Annotated in this window: 24 protein-coding genes and 2 pseudogenes; 11 read left to right on the top strand and 15 right to left on the bottom strand. The window is 67.3% G+C overall.

Annotated elements, in window-relative coordinates; all coding sequences use genetic code 11:
• Positions 1 to 2: 2 nt before the first annotated feature.
• The 5 genes and pseudogenes from AC1DCZ_RS11325 (at position 3) to AC1DCZ_RS11345 (ending at position 2018) form a co-directional block, all read left to right on the top strand.
• Positions 3 to 344, top strand: a complete 342-nt coding sequence (locus tag AC1DCZ_RS11325; RefSeq protein ID WP_476974658.1) for a hypothetical protein — start codon at positions 3 to 5, stop codon at positions 342 to 344.
• Positions 334 to 570 carry a hypothetical protein gene (locus tag AC1DCZ_RS11330; protein WP_476974659.1) on the top strand — a complete coding sequence of 79 codons (237 nt, stop codon included), beginning with the start codon at positions 334 to 336 and terminating at the stop codon, positions 568 to 570. Before AC1DCZ_RS11325 ends, AC1DCZ_RS11330 begins: the two co-directional genes overlap by 11 nt.
• Positions 571 to 780, top strand: coding sequence for a hypothetical protein (locus AC1DCZ_RS11335; RefSeq protein ID WP_476974660.1), 210 nt, complete (start codon positions 571 to 573; stop codon positions 778 to 780).
• A 67-nt stretch (positions 781 to 847) separates the two neighbouring features.
• Entirely contained in the window at positions 848 to 1210 is a 363-nt protein-coding gene (locus AC1DCZ_RS11340; protein ID WP_476974661.1) for a hypothetical protein, read from the top strand.
• A gap of 240 nt (positions 1211 to 1450) precedes the next feature.
• Positions 1451 to 2018, top strand: a pseudogene (locus AC1DCZ_RS11345) (recombinase family protein).
• 370 nt (positions 2019 to 2388) lie between these two features.
• Here AC1DCZ_RS11345 and AC1DCZ_RS11350 read toward each other — a convergent pair.
• The 9 genes from AC1DCZ_RS11350 to AC1DCZ_RS11390 form a co-directional block, all read right to left on the bottom strand.
• A complete protein-coding gene (locus AC1DCZ_RS11350; protein ID WP_476974662.1) occupies positions 2389 to 3339 on the bottom strand; it encodes an ABC transporter permease in 951 nt (316 codons plus the stop codon).
• On the bottom strand, positions 3329 to 4054 hold the full coding sequence (locus AC1DCZ_RS11355) for an ABC transporter ATP-binding protein (RefSeq protein WP_476974663.1): 726 nt from the start codon (positions 4052 to 4054) through the stop codon (positions 3329 to 3331). The genes AC1DCZ_RS11350 and AC1DCZ_RS11355 overlap by 11 nt, the downstream gene beginning before the upstream one ends.
• A gap of 67 nt (positions 4055 to 4121) precedes the next feature.
• Positions 4122 to 5300, bottom strand: a complete 1179-nt coding sequence (locus AC1DCZ_RS11360) for an ABC transporter substrate-binding protein (protein WP_476974664.1) — start codon at positions 5298 to 5300, stop codon at positions 4122 to 4124.
• 225 nt (positions 5301 to 5525) lie between these two features.
• A complete protein-coding gene (locus tag AC1DCZ_RS11365; RefSeq protein WP_476974665.1) occupies positions 5526 to 6692 on the bottom strand; it encodes an RtcB family protein in 1167 nt (388 codons plus the stop codon).
• Positions 6693 to 6848: 156 nt separating this feature from the next.
• A complete protein-coding gene (locus tag AC1DCZ_RS11370) occupies positions 6849 to 8276 on the bottom strand; it encodes a sulfate adenylyltransferase subunit 1 (RefSeq protein ID WP_476974666.1) in 1428 nt (475 codons plus the stop codon).
• Complete coding sequence (gene cysD / locus AC1DCZ_RS11375; RefSeq protein WP_476974667.1) at positions 8276 to 9346, bottom strand: sulfate adenylyltransferase subunit CysD; 1071 nt, start codon at positions 9344 to 9346, stop codon at positions 8276 to 8278. Before cysD ends, AC1DCZ_RS11370 begins: the two co-directional genes overlap by 1 nt.
• A complete protein-coding gene (locus AC1DCZ_RS11380; protein ID WP_476974668.1) occupies positions 9343 to 10053 on the bottom strand; it encodes a phosphoadenylyl-sulfate reductase in 711 nt (236 codons plus the stop codon). Before AC1DCZ_RS11380 ends, cysD begins: the two co-directional genes overlap by 4 nt.
• Positions 10050 to 11798 (bottom strand): nitrite/sulfite reductase, encoded by a 1749-nt coding sequence (locus tag AC1DCZ_RS11385; RefSeq protein ID WP_476974669.1) that lies wholly within the window; start codon positions 11796 to 11798, stop codon positions 10050 to 10052. Before AC1DCZ_RS11385 ends, AC1DCZ_RS11380 begins: the two co-directional genes overlap by 4 nt.
• A gap of 131 nt (positions 11799 to 11929) precedes the next feature.
• A complete protein-coding gene (locus AC1DCZ_RS11390) occupies positions 11930 to 12676 on the bottom strand; it encodes a sirohydrochlorin chelatase (protein WP_476974670.1) in 747 nt (248 codons plus the stop codon).
• A 61-nt stretch (positions 12677 to 12737) separates the two neighbouring features.
• On the opposite strand from AC1DCZ_RS11390, the gene AC1DCZ_RS11395 reads away from it, so the two are divergent.
• Both AC1DCZ_RS11395 and AC1DCZ_RS11400 read left to right on the top strand, forming a co-directional pair.
• Complete coding sequence (locus tag AC1DCZ_RS11395; RefSeq protein ID WP_476974671.1) at positions 12738 to 13403, top strand: trimeric intracellular cation channel family protein; 666 nt, start codon at positions 12738 to 12740, stop codon at positions 13401 to 13403.
• Between the two features lie 20 nt (positions 13404 to 13423).
• The gene (locus AC1DCZ_RS11400; RefSeq protein ID WP_476893889.1) at positions 13424 to 13852 is read left to right on the top strand and encodes a hypothetical protein; all 429 of its coding nucleotides are present in this window, start codon (positions 13424 to 13426) and stop codon (positions 13850 to 13852) included.
• A 511-nt stretch (positions 13853 to 14363) separates the two neighbouring features.
• On the opposite strand, the gene AC1DCZ_RS11405 is transcribed toward AC1DCZ_RS11400, so the two are convergent.
• The 5 genes and pseudogenes from AC1DCZ_RS11405 to AC1DCZ_RS11425 form a co-directional block, all read right to left on the bottom strand.
• Entirely contained in the window at positions 14364 to 14861 is a 498-nt protein-coding gene (locus AC1DCZ_RS11405) for an endonuclease domain-containing protein (protein WP_476894211.1), read from the bottom strand.
• 204 nt (positions 14862 to 15065) lie between these two features.
• A pseudogene (locus tag AC1DCZ_RS11410) lies at positions 15066 to 15200 on the bottom strand (type IV toxin-antitoxin system AbiEi family antitoxin domain-containing protein); the annotation flags it as partial.
• Between the two features lie 585 nt (positions 15201 to 15785).
• Positions 15786 to 16886, bottom strand: coding sequence for a polyprenyl synthetase family protein (locus tag AC1DCZ_RS11415; protein ID WP_476974672.1), 1101 nt, complete (start codon positions 16884 to 16886; stop codon positions 15786 to 15788).
• Positions 16883 to 18301 (bottom strand): geranylgeranyl reductase family protein, encoded by a 1419-nt coding sequence (locus tag AC1DCZ_RS11420; protein ID WP_476974673.1) that lies wholly within the window; start codon positions 18299 to 18301, stop codon positions 16883 to 16885. The genes AC1DCZ_RS11415 and AC1DCZ_RS11420 overlap by 4 nt, the downstream gene beginning before the upstream one ends.
• Positions 18302 to 18313: 12 nt before the next feature.
• A complete protein-coding gene (locus tag AC1DCZ_RS11425) occupies positions 18314 to 19093 on the bottom strand; it encodes a demethylmenaquinone methyltransferase (protein ID WP_476974710.1) in 780 nt (259 codons plus the stop codon).
• 87 nt (positions 19094 to 19180) lie between these two features.
• On the opposite strand from AC1DCZ_RS11425, the gene AC1DCZ_RS11430 reads away from it, so the two are divergent.
• From AC1DCZ_RS11430 to AC1DCZ_RS11445, 4 genes are all read left to right on the top strand, one after another.
• The gene (locus AC1DCZ_RS11430) at positions 19181 to 20539 is read left to right on the top strand and encodes an isochorismate synthase (RefSeq protein ID WP_476974674.1); all 1359 of its coding nucleotides are present in this window, start codon (positions 19181 to 19183) and stop codon (positions 20537 to 20539) included.
• Positions 20540 to 20702: 163 nt separating this feature from the next.
• Positions 20703 to 21656, top strand: a complete 954-nt coding sequence (locus AC1DCZ_RS11435) for an ABC transporter substrate-binding protein (RefSeq protein WP_476893885.1) — start codon at positions 20703 to 20705, stop codon at positions 21654 to 21656.
• A gap of 35 nt (positions 21657 to 21691) precedes the next feature.
• Positions 21692 to 22663 (top strand): amino acid ABC transporter permease, encoded by a 972-nt coding sequence (locus AC1DCZ_RS11440; protein WP_476974675.1) that lies wholly within the window; start codon positions 21692 to 21694, stop codon positions 22661 to 22663.
• Positions 22660 to 23436 (top strand): amino acid ABC transporter ATP-binding protein, encoded by a 777-nt coding sequence (locus AC1DCZ_RS11445; protein ID WP_476893883.1) that lies wholly within the window; start codon positions 22660 to 22662, stop codon positions 23434 to 23436. Before AC1DCZ_RS11440 ends, AC1DCZ_RS11445 begins: the two co-directional genes overlap by 4 nt.
• Positions 23437 to 23540: 104 nt before the next feature.
• Here AC1DCZ_RS11445 and AC1DCZ_RS11450 read toward each other — a convergent pair whose 3' ends face one another.
• Complete coding sequence (locus AC1DCZ_RS11450) at positions 23541 to 24494, bottom strand: hypothetical protein (protein WP_476974676.1); 954 nt, start codon at positions 24492 to 24494, stop codon at positions 23541 to 23543.
• Between the last annotated feature and the right edge of the window lie 122 nt (positions 24495 to 24616).

Below are 24616 nucleotides of genomic sequence, written 5' to 3' on the forward strand. Positions count from 1 at the left end.
CAATGTCGATCCAGCCAGCAAACCTGCCGGCCAGGGCCGGCCGAGGGGAACCTGCAACCCGCGCAGCCAGAATGCCCACCGGGGATTCCCTCGCACGAATACGCGAACAAGCCGCCGACATCATCCAGGAAGTACTCTCCGGAACCGACCCGGACCAGGCTCAAGCCAGGAAAGCGCTCCTCAGACAATGCGCCGCCCACCCCGGGCACCCCGAAATAGCGCTGGCAGAACATCTGCTCACCATCCGGGGCATCACCGTCCTCACCTCCCCGGGCCGGAATCCACGGTTCCTCACAAAACCACACAGCGCAGGAGCAGAATTGGGGCAGCGCGGTGAACGATAACGACATCCCCGCCGTCGAAGAAGCCGCCGCCAGGCTCCAATACCCGGACCCCGACGGAGGGAGCCTCGCCACGCTTCACTCGGCCGTTGCCGCCGCTCTCACCCACGGGAGAACCATCCGCGACATCGCCCACGCAGCACACCTGACAGCCTTGGAAGTCCTGGACGCCGCCGACGAAATCACCTACCCCGAACCCTCCTGCCCGCCCCGGGAAACGGGGCGCTAAATGGTCCCCCTCCCCCACCACCGCAAACCCCTCATCGCGAAACCACCCCAGGACGACGGAGAAACCGGAAGCGCCGACAGCCCCCGTGCCTGGCGCAAGCCACGGGACGGGGACCGGACCTGGGTCAGTCACCGGCCCTCAACCGATGCCCCGGCCCGGGGCTACTGGCTCACCTACCGCACCACCGACCACACCCCCGAAACGGAATAACACGCACCACCCCAACCCGTGCGCCGGGGCAGCGCTCAGCCGCCCCGCCCCCAGGCAGGAGAACCCCATGCACAACCCCGCTCCACACCTCGCCCCCACCATCCTCCGAAAGGCCCTGACCACGACGGCGGCCCTCACCCTCACGACCGCCGGCCTGCTGACAGGATCCACACCGGCATCGGCAGGAACCTACCTCGGAGGCGTCGACATGCAGCGCGCCTGCAACACCCAGTACTACGACGCCTTCGAAATCCGGGCCGTGATCCTGGACCAGTACGACGCCTACAGCTGGAAATGCGTCAAAGACACCGACACCGACACCACCAACGGCATCAACGTCAACCAGGAATGCGACATCGAATACGGAACCGGGGCCTACGCCGGACTCGTCTACTGGTGGGATCCCCACTCCTGGTACTGCCAGCGATAACCCCAACGCGCGATTACGGGCCCCTCTTGCGTTACTGGCCGGGTCCTGGGCGCGGGAACTGTAATCTGCGCACCGGAACCTACTCCACCCACCCTCGTCATCGGAATCAGTTAGAACCGCCAAACCGAGCTGTGAAAAGCCGCCATTCTGAACTAACAGTCACAGGCTATGTACGTAAAAACCGCACGATGAAATGCACGGTGATGGGGGGATTACTGCAACCATGTTTGTTTGACTGGAATGAAGATCGGCTTTGCCCGGGTCTCGACGAATAACCAGGACCTGACCGCCCAACGAAACGCTCTCCTTGCTCTTGGTGTCGAAGAGAGGCAGATCTTCGTCGATCACGGACTGACGGGAGCGAACCGGGTGCGCCCAGGGCTCCTTGAAGCGATGGCGGCATGCCGAGCCGGCGATACGCTTGTGGTAACCAAGCGGGACCGTCTGGCACGGTCCGGTTCCGATGCCCGGGATATAGCGGACGAGCCGACGGCCAAAGGGGAAGTCCTCAATCTCGGCGGTAGCACCCACGATCCGACTGATCCGGTCGGCCGGCTACTTTTCAACGTCCTGGGAATTGTGGCCGAGTTTGAGGCGGATCTAATCCGGATGCGCACCCGCGAGGGCATGGCGGTCGCAAAAGCGAAGGGGCGGCTGAAAGGCAAGCAGCCAAAAATTGTCCAAGACGCAGCGGAAGCATCTTCTGACGCTGCACGATGCCGGCGAGCATACGCAGGCCGAACTGGCCGAACTTTTCCGGGTGTCACGGACGACCGTGTATCGCGAGCTCCAAAGGCCCACCATGTGAAGACCGATGAGGCTCCGCCCGCTAAGAGTGCCACTTAGCGCTAGAAAAAGACTGCCATTTAGCGCTGCCATTTACAAAGTGTGCGGAAACACTGGGCCTTCTGCGTCTCGTAAAGCCGTCTCACTGCTAGCTAGCGCCCAGGTCTACTGCGCGGACCTCGCTTCGCTCGGGCCGTAGAAGCGCTTTCTGTTTTTGCTGCTGTCGTGTCGGATTGTACGTGTCCGCCCCACCCACCCGGCAAAACAATTTGGTCCGCGCAAGCACCCGTTTCCGCCCGCTTTACAGACATAGAAGCGTCGCGGGGTCACGCACGGCCCATAAACCTGAGGAAAATGGGCGGCATGTGACCCCGCATTGCTATGGGAAGTCTCTAGCGCGTGCTTCCGGCCAGAAGCCCGCGACGGCGGAGCAACCGCTTCTCGATCGGGCCAAACACCAGCAGTTCGATCAGGATGCCGACGGCGAGGATCAGCACGATGGCGGTCATCACCGTGGTCATGTCCGACAGGACGCGGCCCTGGTCGAGCAGGGAGCCGAGGCCGAAGCCGATGGATCCCCCGACGGCGATGATCTCCGCGGCCATGAGGGAGCGCCAGGAGAACGCCCAGCCCTGCTTGAGGCCGCCCAGATAGCCGGGCAGCGCCGCCGGCAGGATGATCTGCGTGGCGAGCTGGAGCCGGGACGCACCCAGGACCGTGCCGACGCTGCGGTACTGCGGCGGGATCTGGTCCACACCGGAAATCAGCCCGTTGATGATGGAGGGGATCGCGCCCATGAACACCACGAAGTACACGGTTCCGTCCGTCAGCCCGAACCAGATGATCGCGGCCGGAACCCATGCCACCGAGGGCAGCACCTGCAGGCCCGAAATCAGCGGCCCGAACGCCCGGCGCAGCGGCGCCACCTGCGCCAGCAGGAGCCCCACCGGAGTTGCGATCACCACGCTGATCAGGAAGCCCACGACGCCGCGCTGCAGCGATGTCCACATGGCCTCCTGGGCTTTCCCCTCGTTCCAAAGCGTCCCCATCTGGCCAAGCACGTCCAGCGGGCCGGGCACGAGGTCGCGCCGTTTGAAACCCAGAGACACGTAGAGCTGCCAGGCGACAAGGACAACCGCTAAGGCGGCGACCGGCAGCAGGATCCGGCTCCAGTCGATGCGGGCCTTGCGGTCGGCGTCGGACTGCAGGGAATCCAGGCCGGATTCAAGCTCGCGCAGGTCCTCCCTGCCGGTGGAGGACCGTGTCAGGGCTGCGTGAACCTTGCGCGTCCCGGCCGGAGCTTCCGCTGCGGCTTCGACTACGGGGAGTTGGTTACTTGGCATGGCGGCGGATCTCCTCGCGTAGCCTGGCCGTGATGACGCCGGTCAGCTGGCCGGCCAGCCCGGCGTCGGTGCGGTGTTCTTCGGTGACGTGCCATTCCTGCACCACGCGGCCGGGCCGGGAGGAGAGCAGGAGCACGCGTTGGCCCAGGCGGACGGCTTCGCGGACGTTGTGGGTGACGAAGACGATGGTGCGGCCGGTTTCGTTCCAGATCCGTTCCAGTTCGTCATGGAGCAGGTCGCGGGTGATGGCGTCCAAAGCCGCGAACGGCTCGTCCATGAGGAGCAGCTGCCGGTCCTGGGCCAGCGAACGGGCCAAGGCCACGCGCTGTCGCATTCCGCCGGAGAGCTCATGCGGGCGTTTGTCCCCCGCGCCGCCCAGGTGCACGAGGTCCAGGAGTTCGTTGGCTTTCACCCGGCGCCCGGACTTCCCGACGCCGCGCAGCTTCAGGGCCAGCTCGATGTTCTCCCGCGCGGTCAGCCAGGGGAACAGCGCCGCGTCCTGGAACATGAAGGCGGCGCCGTCACTGGGCACCTCCAGGGCTCCCGACGTCGGGGCCTCCAGTCCAGCCATGATGTTGAGCAGGGTGGACTTGCCGCAGCCGGACGCACCGAGCAGGGCGACGAACTCGCCCTGCCCGATGGCGGCGTTGACGTCGTCCAGCACCGGGTCGCCGTCGCCGAAGCGCTTGCCCAGGTGTTCCAGTACGACTGGCATGGTCAGGTCCTTAGCTAGGTGGGTCAGGGGGTGGGTGGAACGGATGACGGGTGGAACCGGCGCAGGACTAGTCCTTCCCCAGCCCGCCCGCGGAGGCCCTGGTGCCGGCGGCATTCGTTGCCAGGACGCTGTTCAGTGCCGTGAGGTCGAAAATGCCGTTGATGTCGGCCTGCTTGGTGGTGCCGGCGTCCACCCCGTCCTGGAGCAGCTTCTTATACGTTCCGGCAAGCGGATCGACGGTGAAGACAATGTTTTTCAGGGACCGGTCGATGACGTCGGCCGGCAGCGCGGACCCGGCGGATGCCTTGAGCGCGGCGTTGAGGACGCTGGCCTTCTCCGCTGCGGGAGCGGAGTTGAGCCAGTCCACGGATTCGACGTGGCCCTTCAGCAGTGCCAATACCGTGGCCGGGTGGTCGGCCGCGAACTTCTTGTTGACGATCAGTACGGTCGTAGTGAATTCGCCCTTGTCCCACAGGTCCTTTTCATCGACGAGGACCTTCGCTCCGGCCTGGAGCACCAGGCGGGAGGCCCAGGGCTCCGGCAGCCACGCGCCGTCGAGCTTTCCGTCCTGGAACAACTTCAGGGTCTGGGCGTTCTCACTGGGGTTGATGGCGACGTCGCCGCTGCCGTCAGTGTTCGTCTTGTAGCCCTGCTTGCCGAGCCACGCGCGGAGGGCCACGTCCTGCGTGCCGCCGAGCTGCGGCGTCGCGAGCGTCTTGCCCTTCAGATCCGCGGCCGAGGTGATCCCTGGCCTGACCACCAACTGCGCTCCGCCGGAAGCGGCACCGGCGATGATGCTGATGGATTCGCCCTTGCTCTTGACGTAGGAGTTGATGGCCGGGTTGGGCCCGATGTAGGTGGCGTCGATGGCGCCGGCATTGAGGGCTTCGATCGCAGCTGGGCCGGCGTTGAAGACCTGGGTGCTGAGCTTGGTCGCGCCCAGGCTCTTGGCGAACAGGCCCTTACTGACCCCCACGAGGGCCGGGGCGTGCGTGATGTTGCCGAAGTACCCGAGCTTGAGCTCGGCGGCCGGACCGCTGTCCGTGGCGGCTGCCGCCGAAGCAGTTTCCGGGCTGCGGGACAGCGAGGACGCTACAGCGGCGCCCGCTCCGATCAGGAGCACAAGCCCTGCGGCCAGGCCGATCTCCAGCGTGCGCTTGCGCTTGGGTTTGCCGGTCTTGCCAGCGACGATCCGGGTGGTGCCGGGGGTTGTTCCGGAGGTGGGGCTGTTTGAGGGGGATGACATGCGGGAAGTCCTGTTCCTGGGGGTGTGCGGGGAGGCCTGGCCGGTGGTCAGCGTCGGCGACATCGCCCCCGGAACCTGTCGCGGGGGCCGTTAGAGAGCCGAACCGTAGTTGTCATTGGTTCACCATAGGGACTGTCAGGAACCCGGTTCAACGGCCCGGAAACCGGGGGTCACGCGGGTTCATGCAGCGTCATATGCGGGGCCGCGATCGGGCTCGTCACCGGATCAGTTGCCCTTAACGTTGACGAGTTGCCGGAGCTTGTGCCGTATTTTGACGAGGTCCGCGGAGCCGCGCATCACCAGGTCGATGGGTTTGTAGGCCGCCGGGATCTCGTCGATGAAGGCCTCGCTGGGACGGAATTCGATGCCCCGCATGGCGGTCTTCAGCTGGGCCAGGGAAAAGGCCTTCTTCGCGGCGTTCCGTGAGTATTCCCGCCCGGCGCCGTGCGGCGAGGAGTTCAGGGACACTCGGTTCCCCAGCCCGACAACGACGTACGACGCGGTGCCCATGGAACCGGGAATCAGCCCGGGGTCCCCTGCTTCGGCCCGGATGGCCCCCTTGCGCGAGACCCAGACGGACTTGCCGTAATGCCATTCCTTCGCGGTGAAGTTGTGGTGGCAGTTGATCCGTTCGGCCTCGCGGACGGAGCCGCCGATCCAGAGTTCAAACTGCCGGACCACCCGGTCCATCATCTCCTCGCGGTTCAGGAGGGCGAAGTGCTGGGCCCAGCGGAGCTCCCGGATGTAACGGTCGAATTCCGGGGTGCCCTCTTTGAGGTAGGCCAGGTCCGGGTGCGGCAGGGCGATGTGCTGGCTCGTCATCGTGCTCCGGGCCTCGCCGATGTGCCGCTGCGCGAGCTTGTTGCCGACGCCGCGGGAACCCGAATGCAGGAACAGCCAGACGGCGTCGGTTTCATCCGCGCACACCTCGATGAAGTGGTTGCCCGAGCCCAGCGATCCCAGTTGGAGCGCCCAGTTCGCGGCGTACCGGGCGGGGTCGAAGTGCGCGCCGGCTGCCATGCGCCGCAGTTCGGCAATCCGGGGTGCGGCGGTGGGGCTGATTCTGCGGTTGACGTGGCCGGCGGACAGCGGGATGGCGTGCTCGATGCCCTCCCGCAGCGGTTTCCGGTCCTTGGGCAACTCTTTGAGTGCATACTGCGTGCGGACGGCGATCATGCCGCAGCCGATGTCAACGCCCACGGCCGAGGGGATGACGGCGCCAAGGGTGGGGATAACGGATCCGACGGTTGCGCCCAGACCCAGGTGGGCGTCCGGCATCAGCGCCAGATGCGGATAGATGATGGGCAGCGTTGCCGTGGCCAGGGCCTGGTCGCGGGTCGCGTCATCCAGGATCGATGCCCAGCTGATGAGCCGGCTGTTGATAACTTCCACCGGTTTGCCCTCCCATGACGATGATCGCGGTCCGGCGGCGGGGTGGCAAGGACACCGCCGGACGCCGGGTTCGCGGGAAACGCACGAGGTCGCCGTATGTTTCCGGCGACCTCGTGCGTTTCCGGCGAACTCGGGCGTTTCCGGCGACGCTGGCGCTTAGATCGAGTAGCGCTCGTCCTCGTGGTCGCCGGGGTGGTCGTTGACCAGGCCTGCGGCGAGGGTGTTGCCGTCCAGCGGGTCGATCACCAGGAACGCGCCCGTGCGCCGGTGGTGCAGGTAGTTCTCCAGCGGCAGCGGGGCCGCGAGCCGGAGCTGGGCGTGGCCGATGTCGTTGAGTTCCAGCGTGGTGGTGGGCTCCAGGCCGAAGCTCGCGAGGTCCACTTTGCCGGTGACGTTCCGGACGAGGGCCTGGACGGTCCGGGTGCCGTGCTTGACCAGCACCTTGGCGCCCTCGCGCAGCGGCTTCGGGGACAGCCAGCACAGGGCCGCGTACAGATCGGCCGAGGCCTCCCGGATTGTCCCGGCGGCCGCAATCGTGTCACCGCGGGCGACGTCGAACTCGTCGGCCAGGCGCAGGGCCACAGACTGCGGCGCGACGGCCTCGTCGAGTTCGCGGCCGGCGAAGTCGATGCCGGTCACGGTGGTGGTGCGCGGGGCCTGGCCCGGGGTCAGGACGCTGACCTGGTCCCCCAGCTTCACCGAGCCTTCAGTGATCTGGCCGGCGTAAGCCCGGTAATCCCGGTAGGCCTCCGCGTCGAGTCCGCCGGCGACGGCGTCGGGAGCCAGGGCTCCCTGCGGCCGGACGACCAGCTGCACGGGGAACCGGAAGCTCTCCAGGTGGCTCTCGAGCTCGTCGGCGGCCGGCAAGGTCTCGAGGACTTCCAGCAGCGCCGGACCCTCATACCAGGGCGTGCGGTTCGAGCGGTCCACGACGTTGTCGCCGTCGAGCGCGGACACGGGGATGACGAAAAGATCGGCGATGCCGCCGGTATGTGATTCTTCACGCCCGAGGCCGAGCTCGCGCCCCACCTGCTGGACGTCCGCCTCGATTTCGCGGAATACGTCCTCGCTGAAGTCCACGAGGTCGATCTTGTTCACGGCGACGATTACGTGCGCCACGCGCAGCAGCTGCAGCACGGACAGGTGCCGGCGGGTCTGCTCCAGGACACCCTTGCGGGCGTCGATGAGCACGACGACGGCATCCGCGGTGGACGCGCCGGTCACCGTGTTCTTGGTGTACTGCACGTGCCCGGGGCAGTCCGCGAGGATGAAGCTGCGGCGGTCCGTGGCGAAGTAGCGGTAGGCGACATCGATGGTGATGCCCTGTTCCCGTTCCGCGCGGAGACCGTCAGTCAGCAGGGCGAGGTCGATCCCGCCGGCCGAACCGCCGAAGCCGCGGTCCGCTGAGGTGCGGGCGACGGCGTCGAGCTGGTCGGCGAGGATCGCCTTCGAGTCGTGCAGCAGCCGGCCCACCAGGGTGGACTTGCCGTCATCGACGGAACCGGCGGTGGCGAAGCGGAACAAGGTGGTGGGCAGCGCCGCGGAAGCCAGGTCCGGGGCGCTGAGGAAAGTGTCAGTGCTCATTAGAAATAGCCGTCCTTCTTGCGGTCTTCCATGGCGGCCTCGGAGATCCGGTCATCGGCCCGGGTGGCGCCACGTTCGGTGATGGTGGAGGCGGCAACCTCAATGACGACCTCGCGCACCGTGGCGGCGCCCGATGCGACGGCGCCGGTGCAGGACATGTCGCCGACGGTCCGGTAGCGGACGGTCTTGGTGATGACGTCCTCGTGGTCGCGGGGCTGGGAAACCTCACCCACGGCACGCCACATACCGTCGCGGGCAAAGACCTCGCGCTCATGGGCGTAGTACAGGCCCGGCAGGTCGATGTTCTCGCGCTCGATGTAGCGCCACACATCCAGCTCGGTCCAGTTGCTGATCGGGAAGGCCCGGACGTGCTGGCCCACGGTGTGCCGGCCGTTGTACAGGTTCCACAGCTCGGGGCGCTGGTTGCGCGGGTCCCACTGGCCAAACTCGTCGCGCAGGCTCAGGATCCGTTCCTTGGCCCGGGCCTTGTCCTCGTCCCGGCGGCCGCCGCCGAACACGGCGTCGAACTTGTTGCGCTGGATTGCGTCCAGCAGCGGGACGGTCTGCAGCGGGTTACGCGTGCCGTCCGCGCGCTCGGCCAGCTCACCGGAATCGATGAAGTCCTGGACGGAGCCGACGACGAGCTTCAGTCCCAGCCGCTCCACGGTCCGGTCGCGGAACTCGATGACCTCGGGAAAGTTGTGCCCGGTGTCCACGTGCAGCACCGGGAACGGCACTTTGCCGGGCCAGAAGGCCTTCGTGGCCAGGTGCAGCATGACCACAGAGTCCTTGCCGCCGGAGAAAAGCAGCGCCGGCTTCTCAAACTCGGCGATAACCTCGCGGATGATGTGAATCGCTTCCGATTCCAGAGTGTCGAGGCTGGAGAGGCGGCCCGGGGAGCTCAGGTGACCCGCACGCGTAGCCGCAGCGGCAGATGCCGCCCCGGGAGTGGCATCGGGCCTGTCGGAGCGGGACGCAATGCTGCTTGCAGCATTGCCGTCCCGCGCAGGGGCGGGGGCGGCATCTGCCGCGGAGGCGTAGCCGGCAGTCGTCGTGCTCAAGTTGCTCATACGTGTAGTCCGCATTCTGTCTTGTCGGTTCCTGCCCAGCGTCCGGCGCGGGGGTCATCGCCGGGCGCTACCTTGCGGGTGCAGGGCTGGCAGCCAATGGACGGGTAGCCCTGTGAAAGCAGCGGGTTGACGGGGAGGAGATTGTCGTCGGAGTACTGCACCATCTGGTCGAAGCTCCACGCCGCCACCGGGTTGACCTTGACAAGGCCGTTGGCCTCGTCCCAGGTGACCAGGGGCGTGTTGGTGCGGGTGGGCGCCTCGTCGCGGCGCACGCCGGTGAACCAGAGCTCGTAGCCGGCGAGGGTTCGCCGGAGCGGCGCCACCTTGCGCAGGGCGCAGCACTGGGCCGGGTCTCGGGCGAACAGGTCCTTGCCCAGGAGCCGGTCCTGTTGCTCCACGGTTTTTTCCGGCAGGACGTCCACGACGTTGACGCGCAGGTTCGCGGCCACCGCGTCGCGCGTCGCGTAGGTTTCCGGGAAGTGGTAGCCGGTCTCGAGGAACAGGACGTCTACGCCCGGGAGCTGGTCCGCGACGAGTGCCGGCAGGACGGCGTCGGCCATGGAGCACGCGACGGCGAGCGCGGGCAGCTCGAAGTTCCGGGCCACCCAGGCGATGACGTCCCGGGCCGGGGCGTCCCAGCCGAGTTCGGCGGCGCCGGCCTCGGCGAGTGCCTTGAGCTCGGCATGGGTGCGGAGTGCAACGCTCACTGGAGATCACCCTCTTCCGCGGCGTGGGCCCACTCCGCGAAGGTCTGGCCCTCGGCGCGGTCGGCGACGAACTTCCGGACAACACGCTCCACGTAGTCGGGGAGGTCCTCGACGTAGACCTTGAGGCCGCGGACGGTACGGCCCAAACCTGCTTCCTCGCGGTCCGAGGAAGCCAGCCCGCCGCCGAGGTGGACCTGGAAGCCGGGGGTGGGGTCGCCGTCGGGCGTGGGCAGCATCATGCCCTTGAGCCCGATGTCCGCGGTCTGGATGCGGGCGCAGGAGTTGGGGCAGCCGTTGATGTGCAGGGACAGCGCGTGGGGCAGCTGGCCGCTGTCCGCGAGGTCGGCGAGGCGGCGTTCCAGCTCGGCGACGGCGGTGGCGGCCGTGACCTTGGTTTCGACGATGGCGAGTTTGCAGTACTCGATTCCGGTGCAGGCGATGGTGCCGCGGCGGAACACGGACGGCCGGGCGGAGAGGCCCAGTGCGTCGAGTTCGGCCACGAGCGGCTCCACCTCGTCCTTGGGCACATCCAGGACCACGATCTTCTGGTGCGGGGTGGTGCGCAGCCGCTGTGAGCCGCGGGCTTCCAGGGTGTCGGCGAGCTTGACCAGCTGGCTGCCGGCGAGGCGGCCGGCCAGCGGGGTGGCGCCGATGAAGAACTTGCCGTCCTTCTGCTCGTGCACGCCGATGTGGTCGCCGGGGGAGGTGGGTTTGGGCGCGGCCGGGCCGTCGGAGAGTTTGTAGCCGAGGTACTCGTCCTCGAGGATCTGCCGGAATTTCTCCGGTCCCCAGTCTGCGAGCAGGAACTTCAGGCGGGCCTTGGTGCGCATGCGCCGGTAGCCGTAGTCGCGGAAGATGCTCGTGACGCCGAGCCAGACCTCGGCGGCTTCCGCGGGCCTGACGAACGCGCCCAGGCGCTTCGCGAGCATCGGGTTCGTGGCGAGCGCGCCTCCCACCCAGAGGTCATAGCCGACGCCGAGTTCGGGGTGGACCATGCCCACCAGGCCGAAGTCGTTGATCTCGTGGACCACATCCTGGCTGGGGTGGCCGGTGATGGCGGTCTTGTACTTGCGGGGCAGGTTCGCCAGCTCGGGATCGCCGATGAAGCGCTCGGCCAGTTCCTGGATGAGCGGCGTGGGGTCGATGATCTCGTCCTTGGCGATGCCGGCGACCGGGGAGCCCAGGATGACGCGGGGAACATCGCCGCAGGCTTCCGTGGTGGACAGGCCCACGGCCTCGAGCCGGCGCCAGATTTCCGGCACGTCCTCCACCCGGATCCAGTGCAGCTGGATGTTCTGGCGGTCCGTGAGGTCCGCGGAGTCACGGGCGAAGTCCACGGAGATCTGGCCGATGACGCGCAGCTGCCCGGTGGTGAGGGCGCCGCCGTCGATCCTGACGCGGAGCATGAAGTACTTGTCCTCAAGCTCGTGGGGCTCGAGCGTGGCGGTCTTGCCGCCGTCGATCCCGGGCTTGCGCTGCGTGTAGAGCCCCCACCAGCGGAAGCGGCCGTGCAGGTCCGTGCCGTCGATGGAATCGAAGCCGTGCTTGGAATACACGGACTCGATGCGCTCGCGGACGTTCAGGCCGTTGTCTTCCTGTTTCCAGGTTTCGTTGGCGTTCAGCGGCGCCGTGCCGTCCACTTTCCACTGCCCGTGGGGCTTCGCTGCGGGGCGGGACGTGGGGCGCGTGGTGCGGTCTCCGGCAGCCTGGTCCAGGGACGCTCCGGCTAGAGCTGTATCAGTCATGCATCGACTGTAGGGGCGGCCGGAAGGCCGTCACAAAGGGTCAGAAACAACAGGTCACCTAGGGCAACATTTCGTCACGAAGCCCCGGCGAGCCTTGAACCGGCGGGGTTGCTGTGCATGGTTTCGGCGGTTCAGGCCGGGGACCGGGGCGCGGCTGCGAGCGCCGCGTCGTAGCGTTCCAGGGCGATCTCGGCAAGCACCGGCGAGGGCAGGAGCGCGGCCGTGACGAGGTCCGCGCCGGCCTTGGCCAGCTGGTCGTGGAAGAAGCCGGGGGCGAGGAGGTAGGAGGCAATCACGACGCGTCCGCCCACGTCCACTCCCCCTGCCGACTTCCCGGCTCCGGCGCCGCCCGCCGCCTCCTCGCGGAGCATGGCCACGGCGTCGGGCACTGAGGGGGTGGCGGAAGCGCCGTACGCGGCCACGACGCGGTTGGAACGCAGGGCGCGGAGCTGGCCTGCGAGTTCCTCGACATTCTGCGCTGCCGTGGTGTCGGAGGACCCCGCAGCGGCGAGCACGACGGCGTCTTCGCCCTTGACGCCGGCTTCCCGGAGCCGGACGTCCAGCAGGGCCGCAAGCCGCGGGTCCGGCCCCAGCGGGGCGGCCGCGAACGTATCCGGCCGGCTCTTGACCGCCCGCGCGATATCCACCTTCACGTGGTAGCCCACACTGAGCAGCAGCGGCACCACGACGGCGCCCGCCCCCTCCGGAAGGCCCGCCACGACGGCCGGCAGGTCTGGGTCCTGTACGTCGACGTAGGCCTCGCGGACGTCGAGCCCGGGGCGCAGTGCGGCGATGCCGTCCCGGAGCGCGTTGACCTCCGCGGCTCCGAGCGGGCTGGAGGTGCCGTGGGCGCAGGCGATCAGGATGGGGCTATTCATAGCCGTTAGCGTAACCTTGGAGCCGTCCTATCCGCCCCCTTGCTATCGACCGGGACGCTCCATGACTTTTTCCTTCAGCCTTGTCCTGGTCTGGCTTGACCTCGCCGGCGTCTTCTTCTTCGCCGTCTCCGGTTCGCTGCTCGCGGCGCGCAAGCAGTTCGACATTATTGGCTCCGTCCTGCTGGCGTCGGTGGTCAGCCTGGGCGGGGGCGTCATCCGGGACATCATCCTCAACGCCGGGCCGCCCGCAGCGTTCACGAACCCGGCCTATCTGGCCCCGCCGCTGCTCGCCGCGGTGCTGGTGTACTTCCTGTTCTCCGGCCTCCAGCGCTACACCTCGCTGCTGGTCCTGTTCGACGCCGGCGGGCTGGCCCTGTTCTGCATCACCGGCACGTTGAAGGCCCTCGCCGCGGGGATGAACCCCCTCGCGGCGGTCCTGCTGGGGGTCACGACGGCGGTGGGCGGGGGCCTGCTCCGGGACATCACGGCCAATGAGGTACCCCGGCTGTTCGACCCGAAGGATCTTTATGCGCTTCCGGCGTTCGTGGGGGCGGCCCTGACGGCGGTCCTGTCCATTTCCGGCGCCTTCAATGCGGTGACGGCAAGTGCCGTTGCGGCCGTGGTTTTCGCGTTCCGGGTCACGGCCTGGCGGCGTCACTGGTACGTTCCCCTGGCGGTCCGTGGCTGGCACCGTCTCGGCCTGGACCCTGCGGAATCCGACGGCTAAGAATTGGCTAGGATAAGAGCATGACTGACATGTTCCTCGAGAAATTCCGCGCGCTTGTCCCGAAGTATCTCGAAGACGAATGGCAGGAAGAAGACGGCCTCCCGGCTGACGAGCTCGACTCGGCCCTCGCCGAGCACCAGTTCGAAATCCCGTTGGTGCTGCGCGAGTTCTACCAGGCCCTCGGCGGCTGCGAGGACCTCATGGAGGCCTACCACTACTTTTGGGACCCCGAAGAGCTCGAAGTCGACGATGAGGGCTTCCTGATGTTCCTCGAGGACGAGGAAGAGCAGTTCACGTGGGGCTTCCGTGTCGGGGACCTGGGGGTTCCGGATCCCATCGTGTGGCGCCGCAACAATGCCCGCGGCCAGTGGAAGAGCGAAGAAGGCACGTTCTCCGAGTTCGTGTTTGACATGTTTGAGTGGGCCTTCAACGACGAGGACGAGGACTAGCAGCGCCTCCCCCGGGCTCGTCGGGGGCTCGGCGGTCCGGGGGCCCGGCGGTCCGGGGCTCGGCGGGGGCTCGGCGGTCCGGGGGCACTTTGACACGGACACGCCGACGCCTGGCCCGGGAATTCCCGGTTGATGCGCCAATGTAGCCCCGGACGGCCGCCGCGACCTGCCGGTCGACAACCCGCAACGAGACAGGCCGCCAGTCTCAAATGTCCTCGCGGTACAGGGGCGGCATCACTTCTGAGGCCCTGGTGTGGCGCCGGCTAGTCTCGATCCTCTCCAGCGGGTTCGACCTGAAAGACGCCTACCCCGGGGTCTCCCCTCAATCTGAACTTCATTCTCAGCACACGTCCCTGATGACAACCTCCGACCGCCCGGGGGCACTTTGGCACGAACACACCGCCACTGAGCCCAGAAATCCCGAGTCAGGTGTCAAAGTATCCCCCGGACGGCGGCCGCGACCGTCGCTGCTGGAGTATCACGGGCCCAGACGGCCACCACGGCCGGCTCTTCACGGGTGGAAGCCACCCCGACGCCACAACTCCAGCACCGCGAGGACCTGCGCAAGCATCCTCTCGGGGTGGTGGACCACGAGGTCGTAGCCGAACCTGAGAACCAGGTAGCCTCCGACGATGCTCGCGTTGTTCCGCCCGCGGTCTTTCTTCACCTGCCCGGGCGCTAGATGCGATTCGCCGTCCGTTTCCACCACGAGGAAGTCCTCAACAAGAAAGTCCACCTCGCCCACCCCGGGGATCTCCACATGCCGTCGGACATACAGGCCGGCCCGGCAAAACGCGGTGTTTGCCAGAACTTCCAGCGGCGAATCGGCCCTGGGAATGACCAGGTCCAGCACCGCCCTTGCCCGGCCATTTCGGTTCCCTCCGAGTTTGCTGCGCAGGAAAGCCAGGCTGATGTCTCCGCGTCCCACAGCACACTGCACCATGACTAGGGCTTCCAGCTCAGGAAGGCAGTGGAGTGCGTGGATCAGGACGTCTGCTAGTCCGGCCACTGGTAGCCACGGGTGTCGAGGATGCCGGCAACGGCCATGTGCCATGGAGTCGGGCGGCGCCGTCCGGTGGCCGACACACACATGCAGGCGTTGCGCCGGCACCAAAGTCCACAAACCGTAGTCCGGAGCCGCCGACAGGCAAGTCAGCAGCCCCTTCACTTCGCACGCGGCCCGGTATGCGCTGGGATCCTGCGGCAGTCCGTATTGACCGCGGCGAATTCGCACTATGGTCCCGTCTGCCACGGCTGTGGATATCCGGTGGCGGCTCAGTCCGGCCTTTCCAAGGTCAGCAGCGGTGGCGGTGCCTCCCCGTGCGGCAAGATAATTGGCAACGTTCATTCCGCCAATGTGCCCTGCCGAAGGCCCGTCGGGCCGACCGCGGCTGGGATATGTGGAAAACGACTGGCCGAACAAACCCTGACACGGCCAGGGCAGCTGGACACTGGCAAAGCGCCCCGGGGCCGCCGGGCCCCGCACAGCTGTGTTGGACCGCGGCCGTGCCAGCCAACAACTGCGCGGCCGAGGAGCACTCTGCCGCCGGTATGCTGCGGGATCAACTGGGGAAAGGCATGCCGCCAGACAACCCAGGCCCGGCCGAGGGGAACTTAGGCACGGAAACGCCCGCGGACCAGCCGGGCAAGGGCTCAGAGGCACTCAAAGTGCCCCGGGAAGGCGTAAGCCCCGGCCAGGAAACCCCTGTCAATCAATTTACAAAACCGCTAGACAGCATGACAGTTCTGTCATAGGCTCATTTCTGGGTTCACCAAATGCCTCCGGTGGACCTGATGCGAACGGAGAAATGGCCCCGGTTCCACACAACGGACGACTCGAACGTTGTGCAGAACCGGGGCCATTCCGTTTAAAACGGGCGACCACGGGCGCCCAGGCGGGCGCCGGAGGTGCAGGCCTGTAGCCGCAAGTCGCTTAGCTGCTGCGGTCCACCACGGCCCGGGCGAAGCTGGTCAGCGACGCCTTCACGACGCCCTCGGGCAGCGGGGCGAGGGCGGCGATGGCCTCGTCGGCCCAGGTGCGTGCCACAATCCAGGACTGGGCGGTGACGGGGTGTTCGCGCAGCCCGGCCACAGCGGCGGCGAGGGCCTCGTCCGAGCTGAGGTCGCCGTCGATCAGCTGCAGCAGTTCGACGGCGGACTCGTCGCCGTCGCGGGCGGCATTGCGGAGCAGCAACACCGGCAGGGTCGGAACGCCTTCTCGCAGGTCCGTGCCCGGGGACTTCCCGGACTTGACCTTGATCCCGGTGACGTCGATGACGTCGTCGGCCAGTTGGAAGGCGACGCCCACTTTCTCGCCGTATTCAACGAGCAGCGCTTCGTAAGCCTCGTCGGCGCCGGAGAAGATCGCGCCGAGCTGCCCGGAGGCCGCCACGAGCGAGCCGGTCTTGTCTGCGATGACCGAGAGGTAGTGCTCCACCGGGTCCTCGTCCGGCCGCGGTCCGACCGTCTCGTGGAGCTGGCCCAGGCACAGCCGCTCGAAGGTGCGCGCCTGGATGCCGAGCGCGCGGGATCCGAGCTCGGAGACCAGGATCGACGCCCGGGCGAAGATCAGGTCCCCGGTGAGCACCGCCACGGAGTTGCCCCAGACCTCGTGCGCTGTGGGGGCGCCGCGGCGGAAGGGAGCGGAGTCCATGACGTCGTCGTGGTACAGGGTCGCGAGGTGCGTCAGTTCAACGACGACGGCGGCCTGCACCACAGCGGGCAGGGAGGCGTCGCCAAGGTGGGCGCAGAGCAGCGTCAGGAGGGGCCGGATACGCTTGCCGCCGGCTTCCACGAGATGACGCGACGTTGCGTCCGCCAGCGGATCGGAGTTGGCGATGGCTTCGCGCAGCTTCTTTTCCACCCGCGCGAGATTGGTGGTGAGCGCGGGGCCCAGTTCCGGGTCCCCCGCGATGGCCGCGAACCCGGCCGGCAGCTGGAGCCCGGTGGCAATCGCGGTGGTGTTGAGGTCGGGTTCAGCGCCCGGCAGGCCGTGCCCGGCGTGCGTCCAGCTTTGGTCTGCGGAGTTGGTCACGGGTTAACCCTAACTTTTGTTGCGGAAACCGCGGAGTTGGTGCTGGAGTGGGAAGAGCCGTCCGCGCTGGACAGAGCCTGGTTGGACGTGGCCGGGACGAGGAGTTCGAGCACCCGGATGACGCGGTCTTCGAAGCTTTTCGCCGCAGGATCCGTGAGGTTGGCCAGCATCCGCACGACGAACCGCATCAGCACAGGGATGGGCATGCCCGTCCGGAGGGCCAGTTTCATCACTGCAGGTTTGCCGATCAGGGCAGCGAAGGCCCGGCCCAGCGTGAAATGCGAGCCCCACTGGTCCCGCACATAGTCCGCGTACCGGGAAAGGTGGGCGTCGGCCGCGGAGCCGGAGGCCCAGGCGCCGGCGCGCTGCCGTGCGGCGCCGTCGATGATGAACTCGGCCGCGAACCGGGCCGATTCCATGGCGTAGGAGATGCCCTCGCCGTTGAACGGGGAAACCATGCCGCCGGCGTCGCCGAGGAGCAGCAGGCCAGGCGAGTAGTGGGGCGTGCGGTTGAAGCCCATGGGCAGCGCGGCGCCGCGGATCTCGCCGACCTGGTTCTCCGGCGTGAAGCCCCACTCTGCGGGCATCCCGGCGGTCCATTCGCGCAGGACCTGCTTGTAGTCGAGCTTGCCGAAGTCCTTGGAGGAGTTCAGGATGCCCAGACCCACGTTGGAGGTGCCGTCCCCGACCCCGAACACCCAGCCGTAGCCGGGCAGGAGCTTGCCGTCGCGGCCAAGAGAGCCGGCGCGGGCCCCGCGCCGAGCTTGCGAGGCGCGGGAAGCCGGCGAACGGAGTTCCAGCCAGCCTTCCATCCAGTCGTCGTCGTGCCGCGGGCTGGTGAAGTAGGTGCGGACGGCGACGCCGAGCGGTCGGTCATCACGTTTCCGGATGCCCAGGGAGACGGCGGTGCGGCTCGAGTTTCCGTCGGCGGCGAGGACGACGTCGGCGCTGAAGTCGCGCGTCTCGCCGCTCTTGCGGCCGGACTCGTCCAGCAGCGCGGCCCGTACCCCGGTGACCCGGCCGTCGTCGGAACGCAGGGCTTCGGCGACGCTGTGGCGTTCCAGCACGACGGCGCCCGCGGACTGGGCGTGCCGGGCCAGTTCCTCGTCGAAGCCGAGGCGGGTGCGGATCAGCCCGTACTGGGGGAAATCGGAGACCTCGGGCCAGGGAAGCTCGATCGTGCGGCCGCCGGCGATCAGGCGCAGGCCCTTGTTCCGGCGCCAGCCGTCGGCTTCCGGATGCGGGAGCCCGAGCTTCTGGATCTCGCGGACGGCACGCGGGGTGAGGCCGTCGCCGCAGACCTTCTCGCGGGGGAAGCTGGTCTTCTCCAGCACCGTGACATCGACGCCGGCCCGCGCAAGGTAGTAGGCGGCGGTGGACCCGGCCGGGCCTGCTCCGACGATCAGTACTTTCACGGCAGGTATCGGCTAACGCGCGGGCCGGGTGATGTTGCGGCGCAGCTTGGCAACGGGACCGGTGTGGGCGGCGATTGCGGCCGCGCCGGCAGCCGGGCCGGCCGGCTTCTGGGCGCGGTGCACGGCGACGATTCCGCCGCTCAGGTTGCGGTAGGTCACGGATTCCCAGCCGGCTTCCTGCAGCCAGGCGGCCAGGTGGTCCTGGTCCGGCCAGGCGCGGATGGACTCGGCGAGGTAGACGTAAGCGTCCGGGTTGGAGGAGACCTTGACGGCGATGGCCGGCAGGGCCCGCATGAGGTACTCCGTGTACATGGTGCGCCACAGCGGCACGACGGGCTGGGAGAACTCCGCGATGACCACCTTGCCGCCGGGCTTGGTGACCCGCAGCATCTCGGCCAGGGCCTTCTTGGGCTCGTTGACGTTGCGCAGTCCGAAGGAGATCGTGCTGGCATCAAAGGTGTTGTCGGCGAACGGCAGGCGGGTGGCGTCCCCGGCGATGAAGTCGATGTCCGGGCGGCGGCGCTTGCCGACCTTGAGCATGCCGAGGGAGAAGTCGCAGGCGATGACATCGATGCCGGCGTCGGCATACGGCTCGCTGGAGGTTCCGGTGCCGGCGGCGAGGTCCAGCACGCGCTGGCCGGCCGACACGCCCATAGCCTCGACCACGATCCGGCGCCAACGGCGGGTCTGGCCCATGGACAGGACATCGTTGACGACGTCGTATTTTGGGGCCACGTCGTCAAACATCGTGGCTACTTCGTCGGGACGCTTATCCAAGGATGCTCGGTTCACCATGACATTGTCTCAAATGATCGGCTCCCCCACGAACCACGCGCTGAACAGGGCCGCAGGCCGGGGCGGGAGTAGTGTTGTCTCATCATGACGAGCACGTTCCGTACCTTGACAGTCCCCCTCGATGCAGACACATTCCCCGGGGGGCTGCCGTCGTTTCTGGTCCGGGACGACCTCCTCTGCTGGACCCGCCGCGAAGCCGGCCTGGTGGGTTTCGGTGAGATTGCCCGATTCACGGCCACCGGCCCCGAGCGCTTCTTGGAAGCGGACATCTGGTGGCGCCACCTGGTCCTCGAGGCCGACGTCGAAGACGCCGTGGACTGCCCCGGTACCGGCCCCGTGGCCTTCGGCTCCTTCGCCTTCTCCAAGGTTTCCGCGCATGAGTCCCGGTTGATCGTCCCCGAAATCGTTGTGGGACTCCGCGACGGCAACGCCTGGCTCACCCAGTTGACGTTCGACGACGGCGAACTCACCGAAGCAGGCGCCCGGGCGGCGCTGGAGCGCTGGCTTGAGGCGCCCGCCGCCGCGATCGACGCAGCGTCCGGATCCGACGTCGTCCCCGCTGTCCCTGCTGACCCCGGCGCCCCTGCTGTCCCGAGGGCAGCGAGCCTGAGCACCGGTTCGCTGAGCGAAGCGGACTGGATGGCGGCCGTGGCCGCGGGCGTCGCGGAGATCCGCACGGGCGCCCTGGAGAAGCTGGTCCTGGCCCGCGATATCGTCGCCACCGTGCCCGACGGCGTGAACGCCGCCGAGATCCTGCGCCAGCTGGCCGTGCGCTACCGCGAATGCTGGACCTACGGCGTCGACGGCCTGGTCGGTTCCACGCCCGAAATGCTGATCCAGGTGGAGGGGCGCACGGCCCAGGCCCGGGTCCTGGCCGGGACGCTGGACCGCCGAGACGCTGAGGGGATGGCCGGCTCGCCGCTGGAGTTCGCCGAGCGCGTGCTGGCCGGCTCCGAAAAGCAGCGGCACGAACACGACATTGCGATCCAGTCGCTCACCACCCAGCTGGCCCCGTTCTCCGAGGCGATGAACGCGCACAGCGAGCCATTCATCCTGGAACTGCCGAACGTGTGGCATCTGGCCTCGGATGTGAAAGCCGAACTGACCGAGGTGGAGGGGCACGTGCCCACCTGCCTCGCGCTGATCAACGCGCTGCACCCCACGGCCGCCGTGTGCGGGACGCCGACCACCGTGGCGGGCGCCCTCATCCGGAAACTCGAACACCTGGACCGCGGCCCGTATGCCGGACCGGTGGGCTGGCTCGACGCTGCCGGCAACGGCGAGTGGGGCATCGCGCTGCGCGGCGCGGTCATCGAATCGCACCAGACAGTCCGGCTGTATGCAGGCTGCGGCATCGTCGAGGGCTCGGTGCCCGAGGCCGAGCTCGCGGAAACGTGGGCCAAGTTCCGGCCGATGCTCGAATCGCTGGGCATCAGCAGCTAGAAGTCCGGGATTGCAGACATGGCCCCGCATGGAACCCTTGCTTTTCACCCCCAATTAGTTATCCAATAGTGAAACTTAGTTTTCTGTGACGTACATCTCTTGTTCGGCGATACACTATGAACCGACTTGTTCTCGCATCCCTCCTGAAACAAAAGGTAAGAAAATGCAGATTTCCCGTTCGCTCCTGAGCAGCTCGAAGCTCAAGGCCGCCACCGTGCTCGCAGTCGGTGCATTGGCCCTCACGGCCTGCACCAACGCCTCCGAAACCGGCCCGTCAAGCGCGGCCTCGCCGTCCGGCAGCGCCAATGCCAGCTTTGACCCCACCACCATCCAGAAGGACGATGCCCTCGCGGCCATGGTCCCCGCGGCCATCAAGGCCAAGGGCACCCTGACGGTGGGAGCAGACACCAGCTACGCCCCGGCGGAATTCCTCGGCACCGACGGACAGACCCCCGTCGGTTACGACGTCGACATCGCCAAGGCGATCGGTGCCACACTGGGATTGAAGGTCCAGGTGCAGACCGCCGAGTTCACCGGCATCCTTCCGGCGCTGGGCCCGAAGTACGACCTCGGCATCTCCTCCTTCACCATCAACGCCGAGCGGCTCAGCGCCGTGAACATGGTCAGCTACTTCAACGCCGGGACCGCCTGGGCCGTGCAGAAGGGCAACCCGAAGAAGTTCTCCCTGGATGACATCTGCGGCAAGTCCATCGGCGTCCAGACCGGAACCACGCAGGAGGACCCCGACGTCGCCGGCCGCAACAAGAAGTGCACTGCGGAGGGCAAGCAGCCCATCAACGTGATCACGCTCAAGACCCAGACGGACATCACCACCCGGCTGGTCAACGGCAGCATCGACGCCATGGCAGCCGATTCGCCGATCATTGGCTACGCCGTCACCCAGACCAACGGCCAGATCGAGAAGCTCGGCGACGTCTATGACGCTGCTCCCGAGGGCATCGCCGTGGCCAAGTCCGACACCGCCTGGGCCGACGTCATCCAGAAGACCGTCACCAAGCTCATGGAGAACGGTTCCTACAAGAAGATCCTGGCAGGGTGGGGCAACGCTGACGGCGCCCTCACCAAGTCCGAGGTCAACCCGGCGGCCGGATCTTGAGTCTTCCCGTTACCAGCCACAAATCAGGTGCACAGATGGACGACCACCAGCAGAACCCCGCAGCTCCGGTACTGAACAACGCGGTCCCGGTGCGGCATCCGGGCCGGTGGATCAGCGCGATCATCATCCTCGGCGTGCTGGCCCTCTTCGTCCAGAGCCTGGTCACGAACCCCAACTTCCGCTGGGACATCGTCGGGACCTACATCCTTGACGTCAAAGTGGTCCAGGGCGTTGGCTGGACGCTGATCCTGACAGTAGCCTCGATGGTCCTGGCCATCGTACTTGCCATCCTCCTGGCGTTCATGCGCCAGTCGGAGAACCCGGTCTTCCGTTGGTCCAGCTGGGCCTGGGTATGGTTCTTCCGCGGAACCCCCGTGTACACCCAGCTGATCTTCTGGGGCCTGATCGCGGTCCTTTATCCCAAGATCAGCGCCGGCGTGCCGTTCGGCCCCCAGCTGTTCAGCATGGACACCAGCGCGGTCATCACCGCGCTGGCGGCGGCCATCCTGGGCCTGGGCCTGAATGAGTCCGCCTACCTTGCCGAGATCTTCCGGGCCGGCCTCAAGTCCGTGGACCGCGGCCAGATGGAAGCAGCCGAGGCCTTGGGCATGGGCAAGACCAAGATCATGTGGCGGATCATCCTGCCGCAGGCCATGCGCGTGATCGTGCCGCCGACCGGCAACGAGACCATCGGCATGCTCAAGACCACGTCCCTGGTCCTGGCCGTGCCGTTCACCCTGGATCTGACGTTCGCCACGAACACCCTGGCCAACCGGACATATCTGCCCGTGCCGCTGCTGATCGTGGCGGCCATCTGGTACCTCGTCATCACCAGCCTGCTGATGGTGGGCCAGCACTACATTGAGGCCTACTACGGCAAGGGTGTGGACAACCTGGCTCCTGCCGCGATCAACCCGGCCGCCGCCAAGGCAGCCGCCGCTGTGGCGCCGAGCGCCGAGGCGGAGACGGCCCTGAAGATGGACTTCCCCGAGGAGGAGGCAAAGTGACGATCACAGCTGAGAAGCCGCTGGTGCGGATCGAAGGCCTTCACAAGTACTACGGCCAGCACCACGTGCTGCGCGGCATCGACCTGGAGGTCAACCAGGGCGAGGTGTCCGTGGTGATCGGCCCGTCGGGGTCCGGCAAGTCCACCATGCTCCGGTGCGTGAACCTGCTGGAGACCATCAGCGCGGGCCGGATTTCCGTGGGCGGCCAGCTGATCGGCTACCGCGAGGTCAACGGCCGGCTCCACGACCTCAAGACCAAGGAAATCGCCGCCCAGCGCCGCGAAATCGGCATGGTGTTCCAGCGCTTCAACCTGTTCCCGCACAAGACCGCGCTGTACAACATCATGGAAGCGCCGGTCCAGGTCAAGGGCCAGTCCCGCGAAACGGCCAGGAAGAGGGCCCTGGAGCTCCTGGACCGGGTGGGCCTGGCGGACCGCGCCGACCACTACCCGTCGCAGCTGTCCGGCGGCCAGCAGCAGCGGGTGGCGATCGCCCGGGCCCTGGCCATGGATCCGGAGCTCATGCTCTTCGACGAGCCCACGTCCGCGCTGGACCCCGAGCTCGTGGGCGACGTCCTGAACGTCATGAAGGACCTCGCCAAGTCCGGCATGACCATGATCGTGGTGACCCACGAGATCGGCTTTGCCCGGGAAGTGGGCGACCGGCTGACGTTCATGGACGGCGGTGTGGTGGTGGAAACCGGCGATCCCCGCGAGGTTCTCGCCAACCCCCAGCATGTGCGCACCAAGGAATTCCTGAGCCGGGTGCTGTAGTTCCGACGCGCACACCACCTGGCGACGCGCAAATGCCCTGTCGCTGCCGGAATTCCGGTAGCGACAGGGCATTTGCGCGTCATGGGGCAAGGTGCGCGTCCTAATCACTGTGCAGTGCGGGCACGACGGCGGGGCACACCCGCCGCGACAAGCTTGCGTTCCAGCTGTCCGGCGGCCATCAGATCGGCCCAGACCCAGCGGACGACCCCGATCCCCGAGGCCCTGATGCGGTCCTCCCTCAGTTTTTCGTCGACGACGGCCTGCGAAGGGGTCCGGCCCTTCAGGTACTCGGGCTTCAGGTACTTCACGACGCCGTCGAACTCACCGGCCAGTCGGGCACTATCCCAGTAGTAGTCCGTGTAGCCCGCGGTCCCGGAGTGGTCACGGATTTCGTGCTGGAGCGCGGGCGGTTCGAATCCGGCAATCCACATCAGGGCCCGGCCGTAGGACTCCCCCGCCGAGCCCGAAAGCGCGTCGGCGAAGTCCACTGCCACCCGGATCCGCCGTTCCGCAGCCGCGGTGTAATTGCCGTCGATCCCAGCCAGGAGCGTGTCTTTCGTGAGCGCCGGCAGACCCTGCACATGGTCGGCCTTGAGCACGTGGTCCAGCGGCACGACGGCTTCCGCGAACGGCGTGAACGCGGCAAGGTCCAGCGCGGTGCGCACCCTCCCGGTGACCAGAAGCCCTTCGCGCCGGACGACCTCCAACCCGGCCGGTGCGGCGTAGTGCCTCTTGATCCCGGCACGCGAGCGCCCGCCGTCGTTCTGCGTGGTCAGGGCGCAGACAGGGTGGCGGCGGCCGATGGTTGGAATCTTCCAGACGGAGGCCGCCGAGTGCCGGCCGAAGACCGTCGGCGCCATCAACATCTCGGCCGCGGCGCTGACCCGGACGCGGTGCCGTTCCCACTCCTTCAGTGCCTGCCAGGACGTCCGGTCGACGTATGCGCCGTGCCGGATCCGGACGAGCGCTCCGGAGCTGCACTTGGCGGCCAGCTGTTTCGGCGTCAGGCCTTGCTGGATGTGCTCACGGGCCAATATCAGTCTGGGCAACTCATTCATGGAAGCAGGATCCCAGCCTTCGGACACCGATTCGATGCCCTGCCGCGGCCATGTGGATAATCCGACGCAGCTTGTGCTCCGCGACGCGCAAATTACTTGGCGCCGAGGAATTCCGGCGGCGT

The organism is Arthrobacter sp. 10N418 (assembly GCF_056394725.1).